We start from the raw sequence: 21,821 nt of genomic DNA, 5'->3' as shown, positions 1-21,821 counted from the left end.
GGGCTGCGCTGACCAAGGCGCCCACGGGCGGTGCGGTCCTGGTGCGGACGCGGGGCGCGGGGAGGGGTCCTGGTAGCTCCCCGCACCGGCCGGTCCGCCGGCGGTTGGCTCGATGGAAGCGATCCGGACGACCGGCTCCACGGCACCGGTCGGCCTGATGGGACGACTCGGCGTCCCGTTCGAAGTCCTCCCCCGTCGCGCCTGGGTGAAACCACCTGAAACCTGGCGTTTTGTCCGGCTTCGTGAAGTGAAGTGGTCGAAGCCGAACCCCACGGCGGGCGGACTCGCCCCGCCCCCGCCGGGTAGCGTCATCCCTGACGGCCGTGGTGCGACCCACGGCGTTACCGCCGGGCTCGGCGGGTCCGGCAGGGAAGCGGTGGTAGCGAGGATGGCGCGGGGCGGAAAGGCCTTCAAGGCCGTGGCCAAGGGCATGGCCGTGGTGGCGAGCGCGGCCGCCGTGATCGAACGGCGCCGGCGCGCCGCGATGGCGGCCGATCCGCACGAACTCCCCGTACCGGCCCTCGCCGAGGCGCCCGGCCCCGTCCCGGTGCCGCGCACCGACCCCGCGCCGACGGCCGCGCCGCTCGCCGCCCGGGTGGCGCCCGAGGCCGACGCCGGGGCCGTCGCGGAGGCCGCCGCCGAGGCCCCCGCTCCCGCGACCACGCCCGCGGCGGCCGCGCCCGCCGCGCCGACCGCACCCCCCGCGCACACCGGACTCGGCCGCGAGTACCACCCCGGCCGGCCCGCCACCCCCGCCGAGGCGGTGCCGTGGGGACTGCGGGTCGCCGCCGAGTCGACCTGGCGGCTGCTGCTGCTCGGCGCCGCGCTCTACGTCCTCTTCTACGTCGTCGACATGCTGCGGCTGGTCGCCTTCTCGGTGCTGGCCTCGCTGCTGATCACCGCGCTGCTGGAGCCCTCGGTCTCCTGGCTGCGCCGGCGCGGGGTGCCGCGCTCGCTCGCGGCCGGCGGGGTCTTCCTCAGCGGTCTGGCAGGGATCGGGCTGGTCGGCTGGTTCGTGGTCTGGCAGGTGTCCACCAACCTGCCCGACGTCACCAACCAGGTGAAGACCGGCGTCAACCAGCTCCGGGACTGGATGATCACCGGCCCGCTGCACCTGACCCAGCAGCAGATCACCGACTTCGCCAACCAGATCACCAAGGCCATCACCACCAACACCGACCAGCTCACCTCGGCCTCGATCACCGGCGCGCAGATCGCCGTCGAGATCCTGACCGCGCTGCTGATGACCTTCTTCACCACCTTCTTCTTCCTCTACGACGGCTCCAGGATCTGGAACTGGGCGCTGCGCGGCCTGCCCCGGCAGTCCCGCTTCGCGATGGCCGGAGCCGGGCCCAAGGCCTGGACCACGCTCACCGCGTACGTGCGCGGCACCGTCTGCGTGGCCTTCATCGACGCGCTCTGCATCGGCATCGGCGTCGACCTGCTGGGCGTGCCGCTGGCCATGCCGCTGGCCGTGATCATCTTCCTGGGCGCCTTCGTCCCGCTGGTCGGCGCCCTCGTCACCGGCACCGTCGCCGTCCTGATCGCCCTGGTCACCCAGGGGCCGTGGACGGCGCTGATGGTGCTGGTCGTCCTGATCGCGGTGATGCAGGTGGAGAGCCACATCCTCCAGCCGCTCATCCTCGGCCGCGCCGTCCGGGTCCACCCGCTCGGCGTGGTCCTCGGCGTCGCGGCCGGCGGCATCATCGGCGGCATCGGCGGCGCGGTCGTGGCCGTCCCGCTGATCGCCGTCACCAACACCGTGGTCGGCCACCTGCGCCGCCGCAACGAGGCCGGCCAGGCCGTCTTCACCGCCCTCGAAGCCGCCCGCGAGGCCGCCGAACGCACGGCCGCCACCCGGCCGGCGGCGACTCAGCCGGCCGCCGACTGACCGAGGGCGGACAGGACGGCGGTGCCGACCGCCACGGCCGCCAGCCCCAGCACCGCGCCGGTCGCGATCCCGGCCTCCCGCGCGGCCCAGTGCCACCGGCCCGGCGCACCGTGCCGCAGCGCCCTGCGGGTCAGCACGGCCCCGAGCACCGGACCGCTCCAGGGCAGCCCCACCACCCACAGCAGTCCGTAGTACCCGTGCCAGGGCGGGTCCTCGGCGGCGAACGCCGTCCAGACCACCGCGACGAGGCAGACCACTGCCCAGAGGACGGTGACCAGGACCGTCCAGCAGCCCCCGCCGGACCGTGGCTCCAGTGGGGCGCCGGGGCGGGGGTCAGTCATGACGTCCGGCCGCCGGGGTGATCCGGCTGCCGTGGCCGCTGACGATCCGACCGATGTTGTCGACCGAGGTGCGGTCGTCGCCGGGGCCGTCGTCCCAGTAGGACGAGTGCGCGGTGAAGTCGGGGGACCCGCCGTCCACGGCGAAGCGGTGGGCGCCGAAGTCGACGCTCGCCGGATCCCTGGTGAACCAGCCCAGGTGCGAGATGTGGTCCCAGGAGGCGGCGCCGACGTAGGTGTGGTCGGCCCCGACGGAGAACTCGGAGGCGTGGAAGGCGTCGGTGCCGGGGCTGCCGACCAGGATGACGTCGTCGGCCGCGATCCCGGCCGGTTTCCGCGCGGCGAGGCCGACCAGCAGCGAACCGAAGCTGTGGCCCTCGGCCGTGACGTGGGCCGGAGCGCCCTGGTGGGTGACGCGCTGCCCCTCGAGGAACCTGCGGTAGGCGTCGACGCCGCCCTGCGCGCGGCTCAGGTCGCCGGCCTCCGGGAAGCTGAGCGGCGCGTCGTACCCCAGCCAGGCGATGGACGCGGTGCTGCGGGTCGGGTCGGCGCGCTGGGCCGCGTCGTACACGGCTTTCGCCCGGTCCGCGTCGCCGCCGCCGATGCGTTGGAGGTCGGTGCCCAGGCCGCCGACCAGGGAGGTGACGTCGTCGGCGGTGTCGGGGTCGCCGAACGACAGGATGCCGCGCCCCTGCCCTTCGTCGCCGATGCCGAGCAGGAACACCGGGGGCTCCTGCCCCGCTGATTCCAGCAGCCGCTCGCCGATCCTCCGGAAGCCTTCGAGTTTCCGTCGGTGCTGCCCGGTGGCCGGGGATCCGTTGCGCGCGTACTCCTCGATGTACCGGTGCAGGAGGATCCGGTTGGCCCGGTCGCGGGCGGCCGCGGGGATGCCGTCGCGGTTGCCGACGAGTTCCGGGTACTCGGCGACGATCCACTGCTGCCGGTCGGCGGGGAGGCCGTTCCACCAGGCGTTGACCTCGGTGGGCGGGGCGCCGGGGCCGGGGACGGCGCCGGACAGCAGGTCGCGCGGGGCCAGCGTCGGGTCGAGTCGGTCCCGGCCCGCCGCGGCCGGGTCGAGGCCGGTGCCGTCCCGGGCGCGGGTGGCGTAGTGCCGGAGCCGGGCGGTGAGGGCCCGGTCGACGGTGTCGGCCTCGGTGAGGGCGGTGGCGATGCGGCCGGCGAGGGCTCCGGCGGTCCGGTCGCGGGCCTTCCGGTGGTCGGGGTCGTGCCGCTCGGCGGTGGACGGGGCCCGCCAGGTGACCGCGCCGTGCTCGTCGACCGTCATGTCGGCGCTCCGTACGTCCTCCAGGGCCTTGCGGAGGGCCGACTGGGCGAGGACGAGGGCGTCCGCCCCGGCCCGGAGGGTCTTGCCGATCCGGTCGAGCTCGGTCCGGGCGGCCGCCAACTCGTCGGTGGTGAGCCGGAGGGCCGGTGTCGCCGTGTCGGCGGCGGGGCCGGTCCATCCGGCGGCGACGCGCCGGTCGACCCCGGTGCGCCAGTTCTCCAGGTGCCGGTCGAACTCGCCGTGCAGGCGCTCGTACGCGTCGGCGGTGCCGTGGAGCAGGCCGAAGTCGGTGTCGCGCAGTGTGGCGAGGTCCATGCCGTCGGCCCCGCTACCCGAAGTGCTGGACGAAGTTGTGCCGTTGTGCGGCCGTGGGGTCGAACCCGGTGGCGGCCCGGTGGTCGGTGTCCCGGTAGCCGAGGGCGGCTGTTTCGAGGTGCCGGCCGTGGCGGCTCATCCTGGCGTGGAGGTCGTTCAGGAGGGAGTGCCAGGCGCCTGTGCAGCCGTCGAGCGCGGCGGCGCACCGGAGTCCGGACAGGCCGGCGACGGCCTGCCGGGTCGAGTCGAGCACGACCTCGGTCTGGCCCGGGATCGGGGCCGCCGTCTCGACGGCCCTTCCGGCGGCTTGGCGGAGCAGCCCGGCATCGAGCTGGAAGCCTCCGCAGTACTCCGCGTGGTCGGACACCTCGGTTCCCCTCCGGACCGTGGGTTGTGTACGGATCGCCTTGCACTGTAGCCGAGTTGGGCCCGCCGGGCGCCGGAAACGCCGAGGGGCCCCTCCGTGCAGAGGGGCCCCTCGGGTGGTGCGGGTGGTTCAGGCGTTGACGGCGGCGAGGGCGGCCTCGGAGTCGAGGACGCCGGCCACGGCCTGGAGGACGGCGGCGATCTTCATCGAGGCCTGGATGACCTCACGGTCGACGCCGGCCTTGCGCAGCACGGCCTCGTGGGAGTCGAGGCACTGGCCGCAGCCGTTGATGGCGGAGACGGCGAAGCACCAGAGTTCGAAGTCGATCTTCTCGACGCCCGGGGTGCCGATGATGTTCATCCGCAGACCGGCCCGCATCGTGCTGTACTCCTTGTCGGAGAGCAGGTGCAGCGTCCGGTAGTAGACGTTGTTCATCCCCATGATCGCGGCCGCGCCCTTGGCGGCGGTGTACGCCTCCGGGGAGAGGTTGGCCTTGGCCTCGGGCTCCAGCTCGCGCAGCACGGCGGGGCTGCGGGTGGCCATCGCGCAGGACAGCACGGTGCCCCAGAGCTGCTGGGCGGGGAGGTCGGAGTTGCCGATGACCGAGCCCAGGTTGAGCTTGAGGTCCTTGGCGTAGTCCGGAAGGGCGGCCTTCAGGTCGTCGAGGGCCATGGGTCAGCCCGCCAGGAGGGCCTGGGCGTCGAGGGTGTCCTCGCCCTTGGTCCAGTTGCACGGGCACAGCTCGTCGGTCTGCAGGGCGTCCAGCACCCGCAGGACCTCCTTGGGGTTACGGCCGACGGAGCCGGCGGTGACCATGACGAACTGGATCTCGTTGTTCGGGTCGACGATGAACACGGCGCGCTGGGCGGTGCCGTCCTCGCCCTCGACGCCGCAGGCGCGCATCAGCTCGTGCTTGATGTCGGCCAGCATCGGGAAGGGCAGGTCGCGCAGGTCCTTGTGGTCCTTGCGCCAGGCGTGGTGCACGAACTCGGAGTCGCCGGAGACGCCGAGGATCTGGGCGTCACGGTCGGCGAACTCGTCGTTCAGCTTGCCGAACGCGGCGATCTCGGTCGGGCAGACGAAGGTGAAGTCCATCGGCCAGAAGAAGACGATCTTCCACTTGCCCTCGTAGGTCTTGTGGTCGATGTCGGCGAAGGCGCTCGCGGCATCCAGGTCGACACAGGCCTTGAGGTCGAACTCGGGGAACTTGTCGCCGATCGTGAGCACGTTCGCTTCTCCTGGGATGAGACTGCGGGGAGTTTTGTCCGGATTCCGGACAGGACCCACGATTCCACATCGTGGACTGATCAGAGAAATAGCTACACTTGATGTGTCTGATCGGAGATTGCTATCAGTACTGAACCACCCCCCTCCCGGCCCGCCCGCCGCAGGGCCGCCGCCGCCAAACCCGAGGCGGCTGTGGGGAGCGCCACAGTCCGCAGCCCGCGCACGCCGACGGTCGCCCAGCTCAAGGCCTTCGTCGCGGTGGCGGAGCACCGGCACTTCCGGGAGGCCGCCGCCGCCACCGGGACCAGTCAGCCGGCCCTGTCCGGGGCGGTCGCGGCGCTGGAGGAGTCGCTGGGCGCGCAGCTGGTCGAGCGTACGACGCGCAAGGTGATCGTCACTCCCCTGGGGGAGCGTGTGCACGGGCACGCGCGCCGGGTGCTCGCCTCCTTGCAGGCCCTCACCGAGGAGGTCGACGCCGCCCGCCGTCCGTTCACCGGACCGCTGCACCTCGGGGTGATCCCGACCGTCGCCCCGTACCTGCTGCCCACCGTGCTGCGGCTGGTCCGCGACCGCTTCCCGGAGCTGGAGCTGCACGTCCACGAGGAGCGCACCCCCTCGTTGCTGGAGGGCCTGGCCGCCGGGCGGCTGGACGTCCTGCTGCTCGCGCTCCCGGCCGGCGGCTCCTCGCCGACCCGGGAGATCCCGCTGTTCGACGAGGACTTCGTCCTGGTCACCCCGCCCGGGCATCCGCTCGCCGGGCGGGTCGACGTGCCGCGCGACGTGCTGCTCGACCTGGACGTGCTGCTGCTGGAGGAGGGCCACTGCCTGCGCGACCAGGCCCTCGACATCTGCCGCGAGGTCGGTGCCGACCCGGCCGGCTCCACCACTCGCGCGGCGGGCCTGTCCACCCTGGTCCAACTCGTCGCCGGGGGGCTCGGGGTGACGCTGCTGCCGGCCACCGCGCTGGACGTCGAGGCCGGTCGCACCGACCGGCTGGCCGCCGTACGGTTCGCCGCCCCGGCGCCCGGCCGCCGGATCGGGCTGGCCACCCGGCCGGGGTCGGCCCGCAGCGCCGAGTACGAGCGCTTCGGTGCGGCGCTGCGCGAGGTGCTGGCCGAGCTGCCGGTCCGGATCGTCGACGCGCCCTGAGGCGTCAGTGCGCCGCCGGTGCGCCCTGAGGCGTCAGCGCACCGCCGGTGCGCCGAGGCAGAGGCCGACCGTGGTCGTCACCAGCAGGTCCAGCGCCTCCAGGGTCTCCGGGGCGGGCGGCTCGCCGGGCAGGCTCCGGATCAGGTGGCGGGCCGTCAGGCCGTCGAAGCCGGTGAGGAAGTGGGCGGCGATCCGGTCGGCGGGCAGCGCCAGGGTCAGTCCGTGGGCGGTGGCGAGGGCGGCGAGCATCTCGGTGGCGGTGCACTCCATGGCGTGCTGGAGGCCGAGCATGATCTCCCGGACGTCCGGGTCGCGCATCGCCAGCGTCTCGAACTCGCTGAGCAGGACGCAGCGCCCGTCCTCGCCGGTGGCGGCCTCCCAGAGGGCGTGGACCAGGGTGCGGACCTGGTCGCCGAACGGCCCGTCACCGGGTGAGGCGGCGCGCACCTGGTCGATGAACTGGGCGGCGACCTCCTCGACGACGGCCCGGTAGAGGTCCTTCTTGGTGCCGAAGGTGTAGTGCACCGTCGCCTGTGCCACGCCCAGCTCCGCCGCGATCGCGCGGGTGCTGCCGGCGGAGACCCCTTCCCGGGTCATCAGGTCGATCGCGGCCCGGACCAGCTGCGGTCGGCGTTCGGAGGCGGGGACATGAGCCATCCAGCCAGGGTAGCGCCATGGGCGGGCAACTGTGTCGGACAACCGTGTCGGTCGATTGGGTCGGTCAACTTTGTCACCCGACAAACTTGGGTCTACCGTGGGAGGGGTCGCCCGGGCACCCGCCGGGCGCCCGTCCGTCCGCCGACCGCACCGCGAGGGGTCAGACCTTGGCCACGTACCTGTACCGACTGGGCCGTTACTGCTTCCGGAGAAGGCGCGCCGTGCTGGCCGTCTGGGTCGCGCTGCTGATCGCCGTGGGCGGGGCCGCGGGCGCCCTCGCGGGCAGCACCAGCGACGAGTTCAAGGTCCCCGGCACCGAGGCCCAGGCCACCCTGGACCGGATCAAGGACACCTTCCCCGAGCAGGGCCACGGCTCCGCCCAGGTGGTCTTCGCCGCCCCGGCGCCCGGCGGCATGGCCTCGCCCGAGGCGGGCAGGGCGGTCGGCGAGGCCGTCACCCGGATCGCCCACGTCCCCGGCGTGGCCGCGGTGCCCGACCCGTACGCCACCGGCGCGGTCTCCCCGGACGGCAGGGTCGCGATCGCGCTGGTCTCCTTCGACCACAAGCTCGCCGAGGTCACCGACCAGCAGCGGGACGCCGTCCGGGCCGCCGCCGAGCCCGCCCGCGCGGCCGGGCTGGAGGTGGCCTTCGGCGGCGACGCGTACAACAGGTTCGCCCAGATCGAGGGCGGCTCCGAGGCGGTCGGCCTGGTGGTGGCCGGGCTGGTGCTGGTGATCACCCTCGGCACCCTGGTCGCGGCCGGGCTGCCGCTGCTGACCGCGCTGGTCGGCGTCGCCGTCGCGATGGCCGGGCTGCTGGCGCTGACCGGCTCGTTCGAGATCATCACCACCGCGCCGGTGCTGGCCCTGATGGTCGGCCTCGCGGTCGGCATCGACTACGCCCTCTTCATCCTGTTCCGCCACCGCCGCCACCTGGCCGAGGGCCTGGAGCCCGAGGAGTCCGCGGCCCGGGCCACCGCGACCGCCGGCAGCGCCGTCGTCTTCGCCGGGCTGACCGTGGTCGTGGCGCTCGCCGGACTGGCCGTGGCCGGCGTCCCGTTCCTGACGGTGATGGGCCTGGCCGCCTCCGGCGCCGTCGTGGTGGCCGTCCTGGTCGCGATCACCCTGCTGCCCGCGGTGCTCGGCTTCACCGGCCGCGCGATCGACCGGCTGCCGGTCTGGAAGCGGGCGCTCACCACCCACGGCACGGTCACCCTCGGCGAGCGCTGGGCCCGCTTCGTGGTCCGCCGCCCGCTGCCCGTGCTGCTGGTCGGCCTGGCCGGACTGGGCGCCATGGCGGTGCCCGCCGCGAGCCTGGACCTCGGCCTGCCGGGCGGCGGCTCACAGGCCGTCGGAACGGACGCCCGCAAGGCGTACGACCTGGTCGGCGACGGCTTCGGCCCGGGCTTCAACGCGCCGCTGGTGGTGGTCGTCGACGCCCACGGCGCACCGCGCCTCGAGCAGGCCGTCCAGGAGGTGGCGGGTCGGCTCCAGGGCTTGAAGGGCGTGCAGACCCTGCTGCCCCCGAAGGTCGACACGGGCAGCGGCACCGCCCTGGTGCCGGTGATCCCGAGGACCGGCCCGGACCACCAGGACACCCGGGCACTGGTGAACGAGATCCGCGACCAGCGCGACGGCATCCGGGCCGCGACCGGCGCGAGCATCGCCGTCACCGGCACCACCGCCGCCAACATCGACGTCTCCACCAAGCTCGGCCAGGCCCTGCCGCCGTTCGTCGCGGTGATCGTCGGCATCGCCCTGGTGCTGCTGGCGCTGGCCTTCCGCTCGGTGCTGGTGCCGCTCAAGGCGGTGCTGGGCTTCCTGCTCAGCATCCTGGCCTCGCTCGGCGCGGTGGTCGCGGTCTACCAGTGGGGCTGGCTGGACGGCCTGATCGACGTGCCCAAGGTCGGCCCGGTGGTCAGCTTCGTGCCGATCCTGCTGATCGGCGTGCTGTTCGGGCTGGCGATGGACTACGAGCTGTTCCTGGTCTCCGGGATGAAGGAGCAGTACGTCCACGGCAAGGCGCCGCGCGAGGCGGTCGTCGGCGGCGTGAAGGGCGGCGCCCGGGTGGTGACGGCGGCCGCGCTGATCATGGTCTCGGTGTTCGGGGCCTTCGTGTTCGGGCACGACCCGATCGTCCAGCCGATCGGCTTCGCCCTCGCGGTGGGCGTGCTGGTGGACGCCTTCGTGGTGCGGATGGCCCTGGTGCCGGCGGCGATGGCGCTGTTCGGCAAGGCGGCCTGGTGGTTCCCGAAGCGACTGGAGAAGGTCGTGCCGAAGGTCGACATGGAGGGCGAGCAGCTGATCGCCCGGCTGGAGGGGGAGCGCCGGTCGGCGAAGGAGCCCGCGGGGGTCTGACGGCCCGGCGGTGCCCGGCGGGATCCGACGTCCCGGCGGGCACCGTCACGTCCCGGCGGCCGTCGTCACGTCGCGGCGGGCAGCCGCTGCTCGAACCAGACCACCTTGCCGGTGCCCAGCCGGGTGGCGCCCCAGCGGTCCGCGCACCGGGCCACTATCTGGAGCCCGCGCCCGCGTTCGTCCTCCGGACCGGTACGGCGCGGCCGCGGCAGCAGCGGGCTGTCGTCGCCGACCTCGCAGCGCAGCCGGGTGGTGCGCACCAGGCTCAGGGTGACCGGGCGGGTCGCGTGCTGGACGGCGTTGGTCACCAGCTCGCTGACCATCAGCTCGGTCGCCTCGCTCAGCTCGTCCAGCCCCCAGCGGCGCAGCGTGTGCGCGGCCAGCCGGCGGGCCCGGCCCGGCGTCTCGTTGCGCGGCTGCAGGTACCAGTGGGCGACGTCCCCGGCCGGGATGCCGTCGAAGCAGGCGCCCAGCAGGGCGATGTCGTCGCCGCGGTCCCCGGGCGGCAGGATCCGCAGCGCCTCCTGGCACAACTGCTCGGGGGACTGCCAGCGGGCGGCCGCGATCCGTGCGCGGAGCACCTCCAGGCCGTCGCTGAGCGGGCGGGTGCGGGTCTCCACCAGGCCGTCGGTGAACAGCAGCAGCGCCGATCCGGGCGGCGCGGGCAGCTCGACCGAGTTGAAGTCCACCCCGCCGACCCCGATCGGCGCCCCGGAGTCCAGCTCCACCAACTCGGCCGTGCCGTCCGGGCGGACCAGCACCGGCGGGACGTGCCCGGCGTTGGCCAGCACGACCCGGTTGGCGATCGGGTCGTACACCGCGTACACGCAGGTGGCCAGGTGCTGTTCGCGGCCGAGCCGCTGGGCCTGTTCGTCCAGGTGGTAGAGCACCTCGTGCGGCGGCAGGTCGAGGGCGGCCAAGGTCTGCGCGCTGGTGCGGAGTTGGCCCATGATGGCGGCCGAGGTGAGCGAGTGGCCCATCACGTCGCCGACGATCAGGGCGACCCGGTTGCCGGGCAGCGGCACCGCGTCGTACCAGTCGCCGCCGACCTGGGCGCCGCGCTCGCCGGGCAGGTAGCGCTGGGCGAGCCGGACGCCGTGCGACTGCGGCAGCCGCAACGGCAGCATGCTGCGCTGGAGTTCGTTGGCTATCTCCCACTCGCGGGCGTACCGCAGCGCGGTGTCCACCGCCAGCCCCGCCTGGGTCGCCAGGTGCGCGGCGGTCGCGGTGTCCGCCGCGTCGAAGGCCGGCCGGCCGGTGCGTTCAGGGGGCCGGCGGATCAGCACCAGCAGACCGAGGACGGCCTTGCGGCCGCGCAGCGGCAGGGCCACCACCGAGGTGCCGGCCGCCAGCCGGGCCAGCCCGCGGGGGCCGTACACCTCGCGCAGCAGCGCCTCGGTGCGCTCGGCGGCGGGCGTGCCCAGGACGGCCGACTCGGCGGGGCGGCGGCTCAGCAGGATGTGCGCCAGCGCGCCGCCCCGGGTGACCGGGGTGGCCGGGCCGGTGTCCGCGGTCGAGCGGGAGCCGAAGCGCGAGCGGTGCCGGTCGTCCGCGCCGCTCTTGCGGCCGCGGCGGCCGATCCGGGTGCCGGTGCTGTGGTGGATCCGCAGCTCCTCGGGGAAGCCGGGCTCGCGCTCCACGTTGGGCAGCGGGTCGCGCAGGTGGACGACGGCGGCGTCGGCGAGGGTCGGGACCAGCACCCGGCCGATGTTGCGCAGGGTCGCGGCCAGGTCGAGGGCGCTGTTGATCCGCCGGGTCGCCGCGTCGAGGTAGGCGAGGCGGTCCGCCAGCCCGTCCGCCGCCCCGGTGCGGTCCGGCCGCGCCGTCGGAGGCTTCGCCGGGGCCACGGCCCTGACCGGTTCGTCCGGCCGGGCCGGGATCCGGACGCGCTGACCCGGGACGGCGGGCGGCTGCTCCGCCTCGGTCTTGAGCTGGTCGCGCACGGCTGCCTGTCCTGGATTCGGTGTGGTCGGGAGGTCTGGACGGTGAGCTGTTCTGGTCCTCTGGTCGGTCAGCCGACGCGTCGACAGCACAGGAACAGCTGTTCCTCCGGCGGCAGCGTGGTACTGGCCGGCGCGTACGGATGCCCCGAGCACTCCTCGACGGCGAAACCGGCCGCGACCAGAACCCGCTCCAGATCCTCCCTCAGATACCCACTGATCCGCAGCTCTCTGCCAAGGAACGGAAGCGGAACGTGATCCAGGTCCGCCTCGACCATACCGAGCACCAGCAGTCCGCCCGGCCGCAGGAGTTCGCGCAGCCGGCCGAGCACGGTCGGGATCTCGTCCTGCGGCAGCAGGATCAGTGAGAAGAACGCGGTGACGGCGGCGAAGGTGCCGCGGCCCGCCGACCCCAGCGCGGGCACGCCCCACACCCGGTCGGCGCGCTCGGTGGCCAGATCGTACAGGTCGATGCGGTGGAACTCGGCCGGGTGCGCTCCCTCGATCCGAGCCCGGCGGGCCAGCGTCAGCATCACGTCCGAGAGGTCTATCCCGGTCACCCGCAGCCCGCCGGCGGTCAGCTGGCCCACGGTCGGCTCGCCGGTGCCGCAGCCCACGTCCAGCACCCGGGCGCCGGGTTCCAGCTCCGCGAGCAGCCGCCGCCCGCACTCCAGCTGGCCGTCCTTGGCGGGGAAGGCCTCGCCGTATCCGGCACCGATGGTGTCGAAGGCGACCGCCTGCAGGGCCCGGGCCGCCCGGCGTCGCCGCACGTCGGGGCCGTCCGGGCCGCCCGGCCCGTCGTCGCCGGCGTCCTCGCCGACCGGGAACGCGTCGGATATCTGTCCGGTCGTCACGTTGAGAGGCACCCTTCCACCCGTGGCCTCCGGTCGGCTCCTCCGCAGCCTCCTGGGCCGCTGCCGGTGGCGGTACGTCACGCTCCCCGCATCACACAGACGGCCTGCACCCCGACACGTTGCCGGCAGACACTCGTGTGCGTACTGGCATCTGAGAATATGCGTGATCACTGCGCCATGGGGTCCCTTTCCGGCCAACTCGTCATGCTTGGGCCGATGTGGGACGGGTCCGCGGAAGCACGGGGGTGCGGGCCGGGTGGTGCGACCGGCCCCGCACGCCTCACAGCGCGCCGGGGCGGACGCCACTGACCTGCGGTTTCACCGATCCGCAGGCTGACAATCGGACGTTTATCGAACGTCAATCGGCGAGGTGCACAGTAGGGACCAGCGCCGGGGAAGCGTTGAGGGCGCTCCCGCAGCCGGGGGGCTGCGGGAGCGCCGACGCGCGGATCGGGGGAGGTGCTCCGCGGGGGAGCGGAGGCCTCACGGCGCGGGGGGAGAAGAGAAGGGCTCGGTGTGCTGTCGGGAGATGAGGTCCGCCACGGGGGAGGCCTCCGGCACACCGAGCCGCGTGAAGATCGCGTGCGCCTCCTGCAGACAGGCGAGCCCGCGGGCCGGCTGGGCGAGGGCGAGCAGGGCCTCGCCGAGCGCGGCGTTGGCCAGGCCCTGACAGTAGGCGGAGTCCAGCTCCTGGGCGATCGCGAGGGAGCCACCGGCGGCCTCGGCGGCCTCGGTGTGCTGGTCCGCGACGAGCAGGGCTGACGCCAGGCGGGCCAGGGTGTAGCCCTCCCAGAGCGCGTTGCGCTGGGACTGGTAGAGCTGGTGGGCCTCCCGCAGGTGCGGGACGGCCTCGGCGCCGGGGAGGACCACGCCGAGCTGGTAGAGGGTCTGGGCGAGCAGCGGGTCGTTCTTCGACTCCCGTGCCGCGGACACACCCTCACCGGCGGACTTGATCGCGGTCTCGGTCATCCCGAGCCGGTGCTGGGCCCGGGCCATGTTGCTGACGATCCGCGCCTCCGCCTTCGGGGCGCCGACGGCCTGGCTGGTCGTCCTGGCCTGCTCCAGGAACGGCAGGGCCTCGGCCGGACGGTTGCCCACGCTCAGGATCACGCCCAGCATGTTGGCGGTGGCCAGGAGCAGGACGGTCGGGACCTCGGGCGCCTGGTGGTCGAGGCTCCGCCGGAACGACTGCTCGGCCCCCTGGAAATCGCTGGTGGCGGACTGCAGGGTGCCCAGGGCGAGGTGCACCCGGGCGAGGACGGCACGGTCGTTGCGGAGCTCCGCCTCGTGGCGGACGGTCTCCAGGATCTGTCGGCCCTGTGGGCCGTGGGTCGGGTCCGGGCCGAGGCCGTACATCAGGATCAGCAGGTCGATCGCCGCGTGCTGCAAGGCGATGGGCCCGTTCGCCGCCGCTGCCATGGCATTGAGCAGCACGGCGCCCTCGGTCCGCAGCCAGTCCTGTGCGGAGCCGCTGTTCGGCAGGCCGATCCCCGGAGAGGTGGGCGTGGTCAGCAGCTCCGGCTCCGTGTCGTCGGGTTCGATGGCCCGGGCGGCGTTGCGGACGGTCGGGATCAGCAGGTCGAGCAGCCGCAGTACCGCCTGCTCCTGCTCCCTGGTGTCCCCGATCCGCTCGTTCTTCCGCTGGGCGTAGAGCCGGAGCAGGTCGTGGTAGCGGTAGCGGCCGGGAGCGAAGCACTCCAGCATGTTCGCTTCGACGAGGGCTTCGGCGAGGTCCTCGGCGGTGTACTCGTCCACGCCGAGCAGCGCCGCGGCGGCCGCCAGTGGGATGTCGGGCGAGTCGATCAGGGCGAGGAGCCGAAAGGCGCGGGCCTCGTCCACGGACAGCTGTCCGTAGCCGAGCCCGATGGTGGTCTCCACGGCGAGGTTGCCGAGCTGGAGTTCGTCGAGTCGTCGTCGCTGGTCGGCTAACCGAGTGGCCAGGTCGGAGACGCTCCAGCGCGGCCGACTGGCCAGCCGGGCGGCGGCGATGCGGACGGCCAGCGGCAGGAAGCCGCAGGCGGTGACCACCTTCATGGCGGCCTCGGGCTCGGCGGCGACCCGGTGTTCGCCGACGATGGCCGAGAAGAGCGCGAGCGCCTCGCCGGGCGTCAGCTCCTCCACGTCGAACAGCTGGGCGCCCGGGATTCCGGCCAGCCGGGAGCGGCTGGTCGCGAGCACCGCGCAGCCGGAGACTCCGGGGATGAGCGGCCGGATCTGCTCGGCGTCGCGCGCGTTGTCGAGCAGGATCAGCATCCGCCGGCTGGCGAGCAGCGAGCGGTAGAGCGCGGCGCGCTGTTCGAGGGCGTCGGGGCTCTCGGTGACGCCGAGTGCGTGCAGGAAGTCGCCGAGGACGACCACCGGATCGGCGGGCGAGGCGCCGGCCCCGCGCAGGTCGACGTAGAGCTGCCCGTCCGGGAACTCGGTGCGGACCCGATGGGCGACGTGGACGGCGAGGGTGGTCTTCCCGACACCGCCGATCCCGGCCAGCGAGGTCACCACCACGGCCTGGCCGGTGGCGTTCATCAGGACCGTCGAGAGGTCGCCCACCAGCTTCGAGCGGCCGCTGAAGTCCGAGACGTCGGCCGGGAGTTGAGCCGGAGCCGGAGGTGCGGCCAGGCCGTCCTCGCGGGCGACGGAGAGCGGAACCGCCGGCAGGGTGAGTGTCGGGTCGGCGGCGAGGATGCGGTTGTGCATCGACGACAGGCCGACGCCCGGTTCGACGCCGAGTTCCTCGATCAGCAGCTTGCGGGTGTCGGTGTAGACGCCGAGCGCCTCGGCCTGCCGGCCGCAGCGGTAGAGCGCCAGCATCAGCAGCTCGCGCAGCCGTTCGCGCAGCGGGTGCTCGGCCGTCAGGTTGTTGAGCTCGACGACGATCTCGGCGTGCAGGCCGATGTCGAGGGCGGCGGCGCACAGTTCCTCGGCGGCGGCCGCCTGGCGTTCGGCCAGCCGGAGCCGCTGGGCGTCGGCGTACGGACCGGGGATTCCGGTCAGCGGACGGCCGCTGAACAGGTCCAGCGCCTGGGCCAGCAGTCGGTGGGCCTCGCGCTTGTCGCCCGAGGTACGGGCGGTCGCGGCCTCGGCGGAGAGCCGCTCGAAGACCGAGAGGTCGAGGGCCTCGCCCGGGATGCGCAGGGCGTACCCGTCGGCGACGGAGACCAGCAGTTCGGCGGGGCGGCGCACCTCCCGCTGCGGCTCGATGACGGAGCGCAGGCGCGAGACGTACGTGCGGAGCGCGGCCACGGCCTGGGTCGGGGGCCGGTCGCCCCAGAGGGCGTCGACCAGGTCCTGCGTCGTGACCGGGCGTCCGGAGTGCAGCAGGAGGGTCGTGAGGACGGCCTGCTGCTGGGGGGAGCCGAGGGAGAGGGGTTTGCCGTCGAGCCAGGCCTGGACCGGACCGAGGACTTGGAAGCGCAGCGCAGGTGCCTGCGGCGTCTCCCGAAACTCCATGAAGTCCCCCGATGGCCTGTCGTGTTGATTCCGTGAAAGGGCGCTCGGCGGTCCGCCGCGGTGGCTCAGCTTAGGCGGACGCCCGACTCTGCCGGACGGCACCGCAAGTCGCGCGGTGTTTATCGGACATTTAATCAACCCTACGATACTGTCCCCGCGCCCGCGCCACGGAGGTCGGGCAGGACACATTTGATGACCGAAAGGCGGCCACTCAATGGCCAACGACCAGAGCGCTGCCCAGGCGCCGGCGACGCCCGCGAACGGGACGACGACCGAGGCCCCGGCCACTGCTGTGGAGGCGGGCAAGGCCGTCGAGGGTGCTGTGACCGCGTCCTCGAACGGAGGCGCGTACACCGCACCGACCGACGCCGACAAGACCGCGTTCGAGAACGGACCGTTCGGTGACGAGGGCGAGTACGTGACGGAGCCCGCTCCGCAGACCACCGGCGACCCGGGCAAGCCGCGCGAGCCGCTGAACATCGTGGGTGGCCACCCGTAAGCGGCCCTCGCCCGGTGCCCCCGCGTCCCCGTTCGGGCGCGGGGGCACTTCTGGTTCTGTGCGTGCCAATTCGTGTGCGGGTCCATCGGGTGGCCGATTCCCGCCCTCGATGCACGCATGGTGACCGCCGTTATCCGTAACGTGCCCGGCGGCGGGCCCCGGGCGTTCCGGAATTCCGGATTCACCGGGGGGATTACCCGGGTCCGAATGCCGTGGTTTGCGTGGATTTTGCCGCAATTACCGGGGCTGATCGCATTCAGCCGAATCGCGGGGCTCGGGGGCGGGTGAGACGTGGTTCGGTTCGGCCGTCCATTCGCGGCCGCCGTGCTCGGGGCGCAGGTAGTGCTCGCCGCCGATGGTTCCCATGTAGATACCGGTGCGTCCGGTCCTCCGGTCGAGGACGAGGTCACCCACCTGTGGCCGGTAGGCCTTGGCGTTGCGCTGTCGGGTGCTCACCTCACCGCTCCTTCGCTCTGTCGCGACTGGCCAGCATCTCTAGAGAAGCTAATATCTCTAGAGATGTCAACGGTCGTATCTCCTTACCGGCGGCCGCGGGCGCGCCTAGGATTGTCCGAGGGAGAGGGAGCGCGATGACCGGCAGCAGTGGCGACAAACAGCCCAAGTACCAGCGGATCGCCGACTCCCTCAAGGCTGCCATCGACGGCGGCCGCTACGGCGCGGGGGACCGGCTGCCCGGCGAGAACGACCTGATGGACGAGTACGGCGTGGCCCGGATGACGGCCCGTCAGGCGCTCGGCGTGCTGCAGAGCGAGGGCATCGCGGAGGCCCGCAAGGGGTCCGGGGTGTTCGTCCGGGACTTCCGGCCGCTGCGCCGGCGCGGCATCCAGCGGCTGGCGCAGGGGCAGTGGGGCTCCGGCCGGTCGATATGGTCCGCGGACATCGACAACCGCAGCCTGGTGGTCGACCAGGTCTCGGTCACCGAGCAGGGCGCGCCCGAGCACGTGGCCCGGGTGCTCGGGGTGGAGCCGGGCGTCCCGATGTGCGTGCGCCACCGCCGCTTCGTCCTGGACGGCAAGCCGGTGCTGCTCTCCACCTCCTACCTGCCGGCCGTCCTGGTCGCCGGCACCGCGATCACCCGCGAGGACACCGGCCCCGGCGGCACCTACGCCCGGCTGGCCGAGATCGGCGCCAAGCCCGTGCACTTCCGCGAGGAGGTCCGCTCCCGGATGCCCGCCGCCGAGGAGGCCACCCGCCTCGAACTCTCCGCCGGCACCCCGGTGATCCTGATCTGCCGCACCGCCTTCGCCGACGAGGGCCAGGTCGTCGAACTCAACGAGATGATCCTCGACGCCGCCTCCTACGTCCTGGAGTACGACTTCGACGCCTGAGCCCCGCCGGAGGCGAGCCGGGACGGCTTCTGCTACTGGTAGTGGTAGCGGGCCTTGAGGATCTTCACTTCCTTCTCGTCGGCGCGGTACACCAGGCGGTGTTCGTCGTCGATCCGGCGTGACCAGTAGCCCGCCAGATCGCCCTTCAACGGTTCGGGTTTGCCGATTCCGGCGAAGGGGTCGCGCTGGATCTCACCGACCAGACGGGCGATCCGCTGAGCCATCTTCCGGTTCGAACCGAGCCGGAAGAGGAAGTCCTCCCAGGCGTCCGGGTCGAAGTGGACACTCCTCACACCTCACCTGCCAGAGCTTCCAGTTCCTCCGGCGTCCTGGTGAGGTCGGAGGCGCCGCTCCTGTCGCGGGCGACTGCCGCCATGAGCCGCTGGGCGTTGGCGGGGGAACGCAGAAGGTAGATCGTCTCCTGCCAGGCGTCGTAGTCCTCGGCGGACATGAGGACCGCGTCCCCGCTCTTGGAGGTGATTCTTATCGGGGCGTGGTCGTCGTTGACCTTCTTGATCAGCGGGAACAACTGGGTGCGCGCCTCGCTCGCACTGATCGCCATGGTCAAGCCTCCGAGCTCGTACCGGAACGTGGTACTGCCATGGTACGAGGTTTCCGTACCACCGGCCAAGGCATTGTGACCATGCGGAACCGCCCCGGGCGCGAGGGCGGCCGGGGCGGTTCGGGGGTGTGCGGGGGTGTTCCGCCGGGGGTTACTCCTTGGAGCGGATCCGCAGGTTGGTGATCAGCGGGCCCTCGGTGGTCTCGCGGAAGAAGTCGTTGCCCTTGTCGTCGACGACGATGAAGGCCGGGAAGTCCTCGACCTCGATGCGCCAGACGGCCTCCATGCCGAGCTCGGCGTACTCCAGCACCTCGACCTTCTTGATGCAGTCCTGGGCGAGGCGGGCGGCCGGGCCGCCGATGGAGCCGAGGTAGAAGCCGCCGTGGGCGGCGCAGGCGTCGGTGACCTGCTTGCTGCGGTTGCCCTTGGCGAGCATGACCATGGAGCCGCCGGCGGCCTGGAACTGGTCGACGTAGGAGTCCATCCGGCCGGCCGTGGTGGGGCCGAAGGAGCCGGAGGCGTAGCCCTCGGGGGTCTTGGCCGGGCCGGCGTAGTAGACCGGGTGGTCCTGGAGGTACTTGGGCATGCCCTCGCCGGCGTCCAGGCGCTCCTTGATCTTGGCGTGGGCGATGTCGCGGGCGACGACGAGCGTGCCGGTGAGCGAGAGCCGGGTCTTGACCGGGTACTTCGACAGCTCGGCGCGGATCGCGGGCATCGGCTGGTCGAGGTCGATGCGCACCACGTCGTCGTCGAGGTGCTCGTCGGTGGTGTCCGGCAGGTACTTCGCCGGGTCGGTCTCCAGCTGCTCCAGGAAGACGCCCTCGGCGGTGATCTTGCCGAGCGCCTGGCGGTCGGCGGAGCAGGAGACGGCCATCGCGACGGGCAGCGAGGCGCCGTGGCGGGGGAGGCGGACCACGCGGACGTCGTGGCAGAAGTACTTGCCGCCGAACTGGGCGCCGATGCCGATCTTCTGGGTCAGCTCGGTGACCTTGGCCTCCAGCTCCAGGTCGCGGAAGCCGTGCCCGGTCCTGGCGTTGCCCTCGGTCGGCAGGTTGTCCAGGTAGTGCGCCGAGGCGTACTTGGCGGTCTTGAGCGCGAACTCGGCGCTGGTGCCGCCGATCACGATGGCCAGGTGGTACGGCGGGCAGGCGGCGGTGCCGAGGGAGCGGATCTTCTGCTCCAGGAACGAGAGCATGCTGGCCTCGTTCAGGATGGCCTTGGTCTCCTGGTACAGGTACGACTTGTTGGCCGAGCCGCCGCCCTTGGCCATGAAGAGGAACTTGTACGCGTCGCCGTCGGTGGCGTACAGCTCGATCTGGGCCGGCAGGTTGTTGCCGGTGTTCTTCTCGTCCCACATGGTCACCGGGGCCATCTGGGAGTAGCGCAGGTTGAGCTTGGTGTACGCGTCGTACACGCCGCGCGCGATGGCGGACTCGTCGGCGCCGGGGGTGAGCACGTTCTGGCCGCGCTTGCCCATGACGATGGCGGTGCCGGTGTCCTGGCACATCGGCAGGATGCCGCCGGCCGAGATGTTGACGTTCTTGAGCAGGTCGAGCGCGACGAAGCGGTCGTTCGGGCTGGCCTCCGGGTCGTCCAGGATGCGGCGCAGCTGGGCGAGGTGGGCGGGGCGCAGGTAGTGCGAGATGTCGTGCATCGCCTCGGCGGTGAGCAGGCGCAGCGCCTCGGGCTCGACCTGGAGGAAGGTGCGGCCGCCGGCCTCGAAGGTGGAGACACCCTCGGAGGTGAGCTTGCGGTACGGGGTCGGGTCAGCGCCCAGGGGGAGCAGGTCGCTGTACTCGAAGTCTGGCGTGGGAGCCATCGGGGCGGTCCTTAGGGGTCCAGTGGTCCGGCTGCGTCGGCGAAGCACCATCCAGGGTAGGACCCGGCCGCGGGACGCATGCGGACAGGTCAGCCTTGCGTGACGGGGCTCACTCGGCCAGGAGTGCGAGCGACTAGGCTTGGCCCGTGAACAACACGCCGGACAACACGCCGGAGAACTCGCCGTCGCAGGACGTTCCGGGGCAGCCGCCGGTGTCGGCGCCCGTTCCCCTGACCAAGCCCGAACCCGAGTCGCGGCCCGCCGCGGTGCCCGCCCCGGTGGCCGCAGCGGTGCCCGCCCCGGCGGCCGCCCCGCGGACGTCGCACGCCCCGGTGGCGGACGCGGACATGCGGGTCTCGGACGCCGACCGCGAGCGGATCGCGGAGCTGCTGCGGGACGCCTACGCCGAGGGGCGGCTGGACGCGGAGGAGCACGCCGAGCGGATCGGGGCCGCGTACGCCGCCAAGACCTTCGGCGACCTGGTCCCGCTGACCAGGGACCTGCCCGCGCACCGTTCGGTGTCCTTCGACAAGCCGCCGCTGGGCGCCGAGGCACCGGCCCCCGCGCCCGCCAGGCCGCTGCCGCCGGCGCGGCACGAGGCGCCGTCGGTGGTGGCGATCTTCGGCGGTGCCTCCCGCAAGGGCCGCTGGCGGGTGGGCTCGCACCTGACGGCCTTCACCGCGTTCGGCGGGGTGGAGATCGACCTCACCGACGCCGTCTTCGAGTCCCCCGAGGTGGAGATCACGGTGACGGCGGTCTTCGGCGGGGTCGACATCCGGGTGCCGGAGAACGTGACCCTGCTCGGTTCCGGGGTGGGCATCTTCGGCGGTTTCGACGTCCGGGAGCAGACCGCGGCGGACCCGTACGCTCCGGTCGTGAGGGTCAAGGGCCTTGCCCTGTTCGGCGGTTGCGAGGCCAAGCCGCGCCGGGGCAAGAAGATCAAGGAGTGGGTGCGCAAGCAACTCGGGACGGAATAGCCCGAATCGACCTGCCGAGTGCCCGGTCGGGGATCAACTCCCGGTCGGGCACTCGGCGTTGTGCCCGGTGCACTCCGTAGTCGATTGCGTGCAGTGTGCATGAATCGCGGCCGGACGGGGTAGTTCCTTCCGCACATCGCTTCTTGTACGGCTGTGCACCGGAGGCGGCCCAGCGGCCGCCCCGGGCGTTGGACAGCGGGGGCTCGCAGCCGGGCAGGGGAGCGAGGTTCCCCGTGTCCGAGAGCCTCGTCAGGAGTACGGCCGTGCTGCATCCGATCGAGTCCCGCACCACCTCGCCAGTCGCCGCCGCCCAGTTGCTGGAGCGCCGTCCGGCCGTCCCTCCGCAGCCGCAGCCCCCGAGCGGTACGGCGGGTCAGGCCGCGGGTGAGGACAATCCGTGGCACACCGGTGCGGCCTGTCGGCGGGACGAGGTGGGGCTGTTCTTCGCGCCCTCGAAGGAGCCGACGGCGGCCCGGCTGTCGCGGGAGGAGCAGGCCAAGCAGGTGTGCGCTCGCTGCCCGGTGCTGCTGGAGTGTCGCGAGCACGCCCTCGCCCAGCCGGAGCCGTACGGGGTCTGGGGCGGGCTGACGGCCGCCGAGCGGCGGGTGGTGCTGGCCCGGCGCCGCCGCCGGGACGCGGAGCTGCGCGAGGCGGCCCGGGTGGCCACGGCCGGGCGCCGGATAGCGGGTTGACGGCGGGCCGAAGACTCGCGGCCGCGGTCGCCGCGCGACCGCCGCGGCGACGAGCGGGACCGGTACGCCGCGCGGCCCCGGCGGAGGGGGGATCCC

20 protein-coding genes are annotated in these 21,821 nt (G+C 73.0%); 7 read left to right on the top strand and 13 right to left on the bottom strand.

The window, feature by feature from the left end:
* The first annotated feature begins 388 nt into the window (after positions 1 to 388).
* Positions 389 to 1,891 (top strand): AI-2E family transporter, encoded by a 1,503-nt coding sequence (locus ACFXPX_RS38145; protein ID WP_375884611.1) that lies wholly within the window; start codon positions 389 to 391, stop codon positions 1,889 to 1,891.
* Here ACFXPX_RS38145 and ACFXPX_RS38140 read toward each other — a convergent pair.
* The 5 genes from ACFXPX_RS38140 to ACFXPX_RS38120 all read right to left on the bottom strand — a co-directional run bounded on the left by ACFXPX_RS38140 (position 1,873) and on the right by ACFXPX_RS38120 (position 5,423).
* Positions 1,873 to 2,232 carry a hypothetical protein gene (locus ACFXPX_RS38140; RefSeq protein WP_380527825.1) on the bottom strand — a complete coding sequence of 120 codons (360 nt, stop codon included), beginning with the start codon at positions 2,230 to 2,232 and terminating at the stop codon, positions 1,873 to 1,875. The genes ACFXPX_RS38145 and ACFXPX_RS38140 overlap by 19 nt on opposite strands.
* The gene (locus tag ACFXPX_RS38135; protein ID WP_380644684.1) at positions 2,225 to 3,829 is read right to left on the bottom strand and encodes an alpha/beta hydrolase; all 1,605 of its coding nucleotides are present in this window, start codon (positions 3,827 to 3,829) and stop codon (positions 2,225 to 2,227) included. The genes ACFXPX_RS38140 and ACFXPX_RS38135 overlap by 8 nt, the downstream gene beginning before the upstream one ends.
* Positions 3,830 to 3,842: 13 nt before the next feature.
* On the bottom strand, positions 3,843 to 4,196 hold the full coding sequence (locus ACFXPX_RS38130; protein WP_380644683.1) for a hypothetical protein: 354 nt from the start codon (positions 4,194 to 4,196) through the stop codon (positions 3,843 to 3,845).
* A 129-nt stretch (positions 4,197 to 4,325) separates the two neighbouring features.
* Positions 4,326 to 4,868, bottom strand: a complete 543-nt coding sequence (locus ACFXPX_RS38125; protein ID WP_375884619.1) for an alkyl hydroperoxide reductase — start codon at positions 4,866 to 4,868, stop codon at positions 4,326 to 4,328.
* Between the two features lie 3 nt (positions 4,869 to 4,871).
* Positions 4,872 to 5,423: a peroxiredoxin gene (locus tag ACFXPX_RS38120; protein WP_375884621.1), complete on the bottom strand. Its 552-nt coding sequence runs from the start codon at positions 5,421 to 5,423 to the stop codon at positions 4,872 to 4,874.
* Positions 5,424 to 5,615: 192 nt separating this feature from the next.
* On the opposite strand from ACFXPX_RS38120, the gene ACFXPX_RS38115 reads away from it, so the two are divergent.
* A complete protein-coding gene (locus ACFXPX_RS38115; RefSeq protein ID WP_375884623.1) occupies positions 5,616 to 6,572 on the top strand; it encodes a LysR substrate-binding domain-containing protein in 957 nt (318 codons plus the stop codon).
* A 33-nt stretch (positions 6,573 to 6,605) separates the two neighbouring features.
* On the opposite strand, the gene ACFXPX_RS38110 is transcribed toward ACFXPX_RS38115, so the two are convergent.
* A complete protein-coding gene (locus ACFXPX_RS38110; protein ID WP_380644682.1) occupies positions 6,606 to 7,229 on the bottom strand; it encodes a TetR/AcrR family transcriptional regulator in 624 nt (207 codons plus the stop codon).
* 167 nt (positions 7,230 to 7,396) lie between these two features.
* Between ACFXPX_RS38110 and ACFXPX_RS38105 the strand changes: the two genes are divergently transcribed.
* Complete coding sequence (locus tag ACFXPX_RS38105; RefSeq protein WP_380644681.1) at positions 7,397 to 9,586, top strand: MMPL family transporter; 2,190 nt, start codon at positions 7,397 to 7,399, stop codon at positions 9,584 to 9,586.
* Between the two features lie 65 nt (positions 9,587 to 9,651).
* Here ACFXPX_RS38105 and ACFXPX_RS38100 read toward each other — a convergent pair whose 3' ends face one another.
* The 3 genes from ACFXPX_RS38100 to ACFXPX_RS38090 form a co-directional block, all read right to left on the bottom strand.
* Positions 9,652 to 11,529: a SpoIIE family protein phosphatase gene (locus tag ACFXPX_RS38100; protein ID WP_375884632.1), complete on the bottom strand. Its 1,878-nt coding sequence runs from the start codon at positions 11,527 to 11,529 to the stop codon at positions 9,652 to 9,654.
* Positions 11,530 to 11,597: 68 nt separating this feature from the next.
* Positions 11,598 to 12,296 carry a class I SAM-dependent methyltransferase gene (locus tag ACFXPX_RS38095; RefSeq protein ID WP_375884876.1) on the bottom strand — a complete coding sequence of 233 codons (699 nt, stop codon included), beginning with the start codon at positions 12,294 to 12,296 and terminating at the stop codon, positions 11,598 to 11,600.
* 567 nt (positions 12,297 to 12,863) lie between these two features.
* The gene (locus tag ACFXPX_RS38090; RefSeq protein ID WP_380527833.1) at positions 12,864 to 15,827 is read right to left on the bottom strand and encodes a BTAD domain-containing putative transcriptional regulator; all 2,964 of its coding nucleotides are present in this window, start codon (positions 15,825 to 15,827) and stop codon (positions 12,864 to 12,866) included.
* 214 nt (positions 15,828 to 16,041) lie between these two features.
* Between ACFXPX_RS38090 and ACFXPX_RS38085 the strand changes: the two genes are divergently transcribed.
* Entirely contained in the window at positions 16,042 to 16,326 is a 285-nt protein-coding gene (locus ACFXPX_RS38085; RefSeq protein WP_380527835.1) for a hypothetical protein, read from the top strand.
* Positions 16,327 to 16,563: 237 nt separating this feature from the next.
* On the opposite strand, the gene ACFXPX_RS38080 is transcribed toward ACFXPX_RS38085, so the two are convergent.
* Positions 16,564 to 16,782 (bottom strand): hypothetical protein, encoded by a 219-nt coding sequence (locus ACFXPX_RS38080; RefSeq protein WP_375884638.1) that lies wholly within the window; start codon positions 16,780 to 16,782, stop codon positions 16,564 to 16,566.
* Between the two features lie 134 nt (positions 16,783 to 16,916).
* Between ACFXPX_RS38080 and ACFXPX_RS38075 the strand changes: the two genes are divergently transcribed.
* A complete protein-coding gene (locus ACFXPX_RS38075; protein WP_375884641.1) occupies positions 16,917 to 17,675 on the top strand; it encodes a GntR family transcriptional regulator in 759 nt (252 codons plus the stop codon).
* Between the two features lie 32 nt (positions 17,676 to 17,707).
* Here the strand turns inward: ACFXPX_RS38075 and ACFXPX_RS38070 are convergent, their stop codons facing one another.
* The 3 genes from ACFXPX_RS38070 to ACFXPX_RS38060 all read right to left on the bottom strand — a co-directional run bounded on the left by ACFXPX_RS38070 (position 17,708) and on the right by ACFXPX_RS38060 (position 20,056).
* Positions 17,708 to 17,968, bottom strand: a complete 261-nt coding sequence (locus ACFXPX_RS38070) for a Txe/YoeB family addiction module toxin (RefSeq protein ID WP_380527837.1) — start codon at positions 17,966 to 17,968, stop codon at positions 17,708 to 17,710.
* Positions 17,965 to 18,237 carry a type II toxin-antitoxin system Phd/YefM family antitoxin gene (locus ACFXPX_RS38065; protein WP_380527840.1) on the bottom strand — a complete coding sequence of 91 codons (273 nt, stop codon included), beginning with the start codon at positions 18,235 to 18,237 and terminating at the stop codon, positions 17,965 to 17,967. The genes ACFXPX_RS38070 and ACFXPX_RS38065 overlap by 4 nt, the downstream gene beginning before the upstream one ends.
* Before the next feature lie 151 nt (positions 18,238 to 18,388).
* The gene (locus ACFXPX_RS38060) at positions 18,389 to 20,056 is read right to left on the bottom strand and encodes a fumarate hydratase (protein WP_380589666.1); all 1,668 of its coding nucleotides are present in this window, start codon (positions 20,054 to 20,056) and stop codon (positions 18,389 to 18,391) included.
* A 146-nt stretch (positions 20,057 to 20,202) separates the two neighbouring features.
* Between ACFXPX_RS38060 and ACFXPX_RS38055 the strand changes: the two genes are divergently transcribed.
* Together ACFXPX_RS38055 and ACFXPX_RS38050 are read left to right on the top strand one after the other, a co-directional pair.
* The gene (locus ACFXPX_RS38055) at positions 20,203 to 21,033 is read left to right on the top strand and encodes a DUF1707 domain-containing protein (RefSeq protein ID WP_375884646.1); all 831 of its coding nucleotides are present in this window, start codon (positions 20,203 to 20,205) and stop codon (positions 21,031 to 21,033) included.
* Positions 21,034 to 21,347: 314 nt separating this feature from the next.
* Positions 21,348 to 21,725: a WhiB family transcriptional regulator gene (locus ACFXPX_RS38050; protein ID WP_375884878.1), complete on the top strand. Its 378-nt coding sequence runs from the start codon at positions 21,348 to 21,350 to the stop codon at positions 21,723 to 21,725.
* Positions 21,726 to 21,821: the final 96 nt, after the last annotated feature.

Source organism: Kitasatospora sp. NPDC059146, assembly GCF_042786665.1.
GTDB lineage: Bacteria > Actinomycetota > Actinomycetes > Streptomycetales > Streptomycetaceae > Kitasatospora.
Note: the sequence above shows the minus strand (reverse complement) of the source record. Positions and strands in the feature narration are given on the sequence as shown.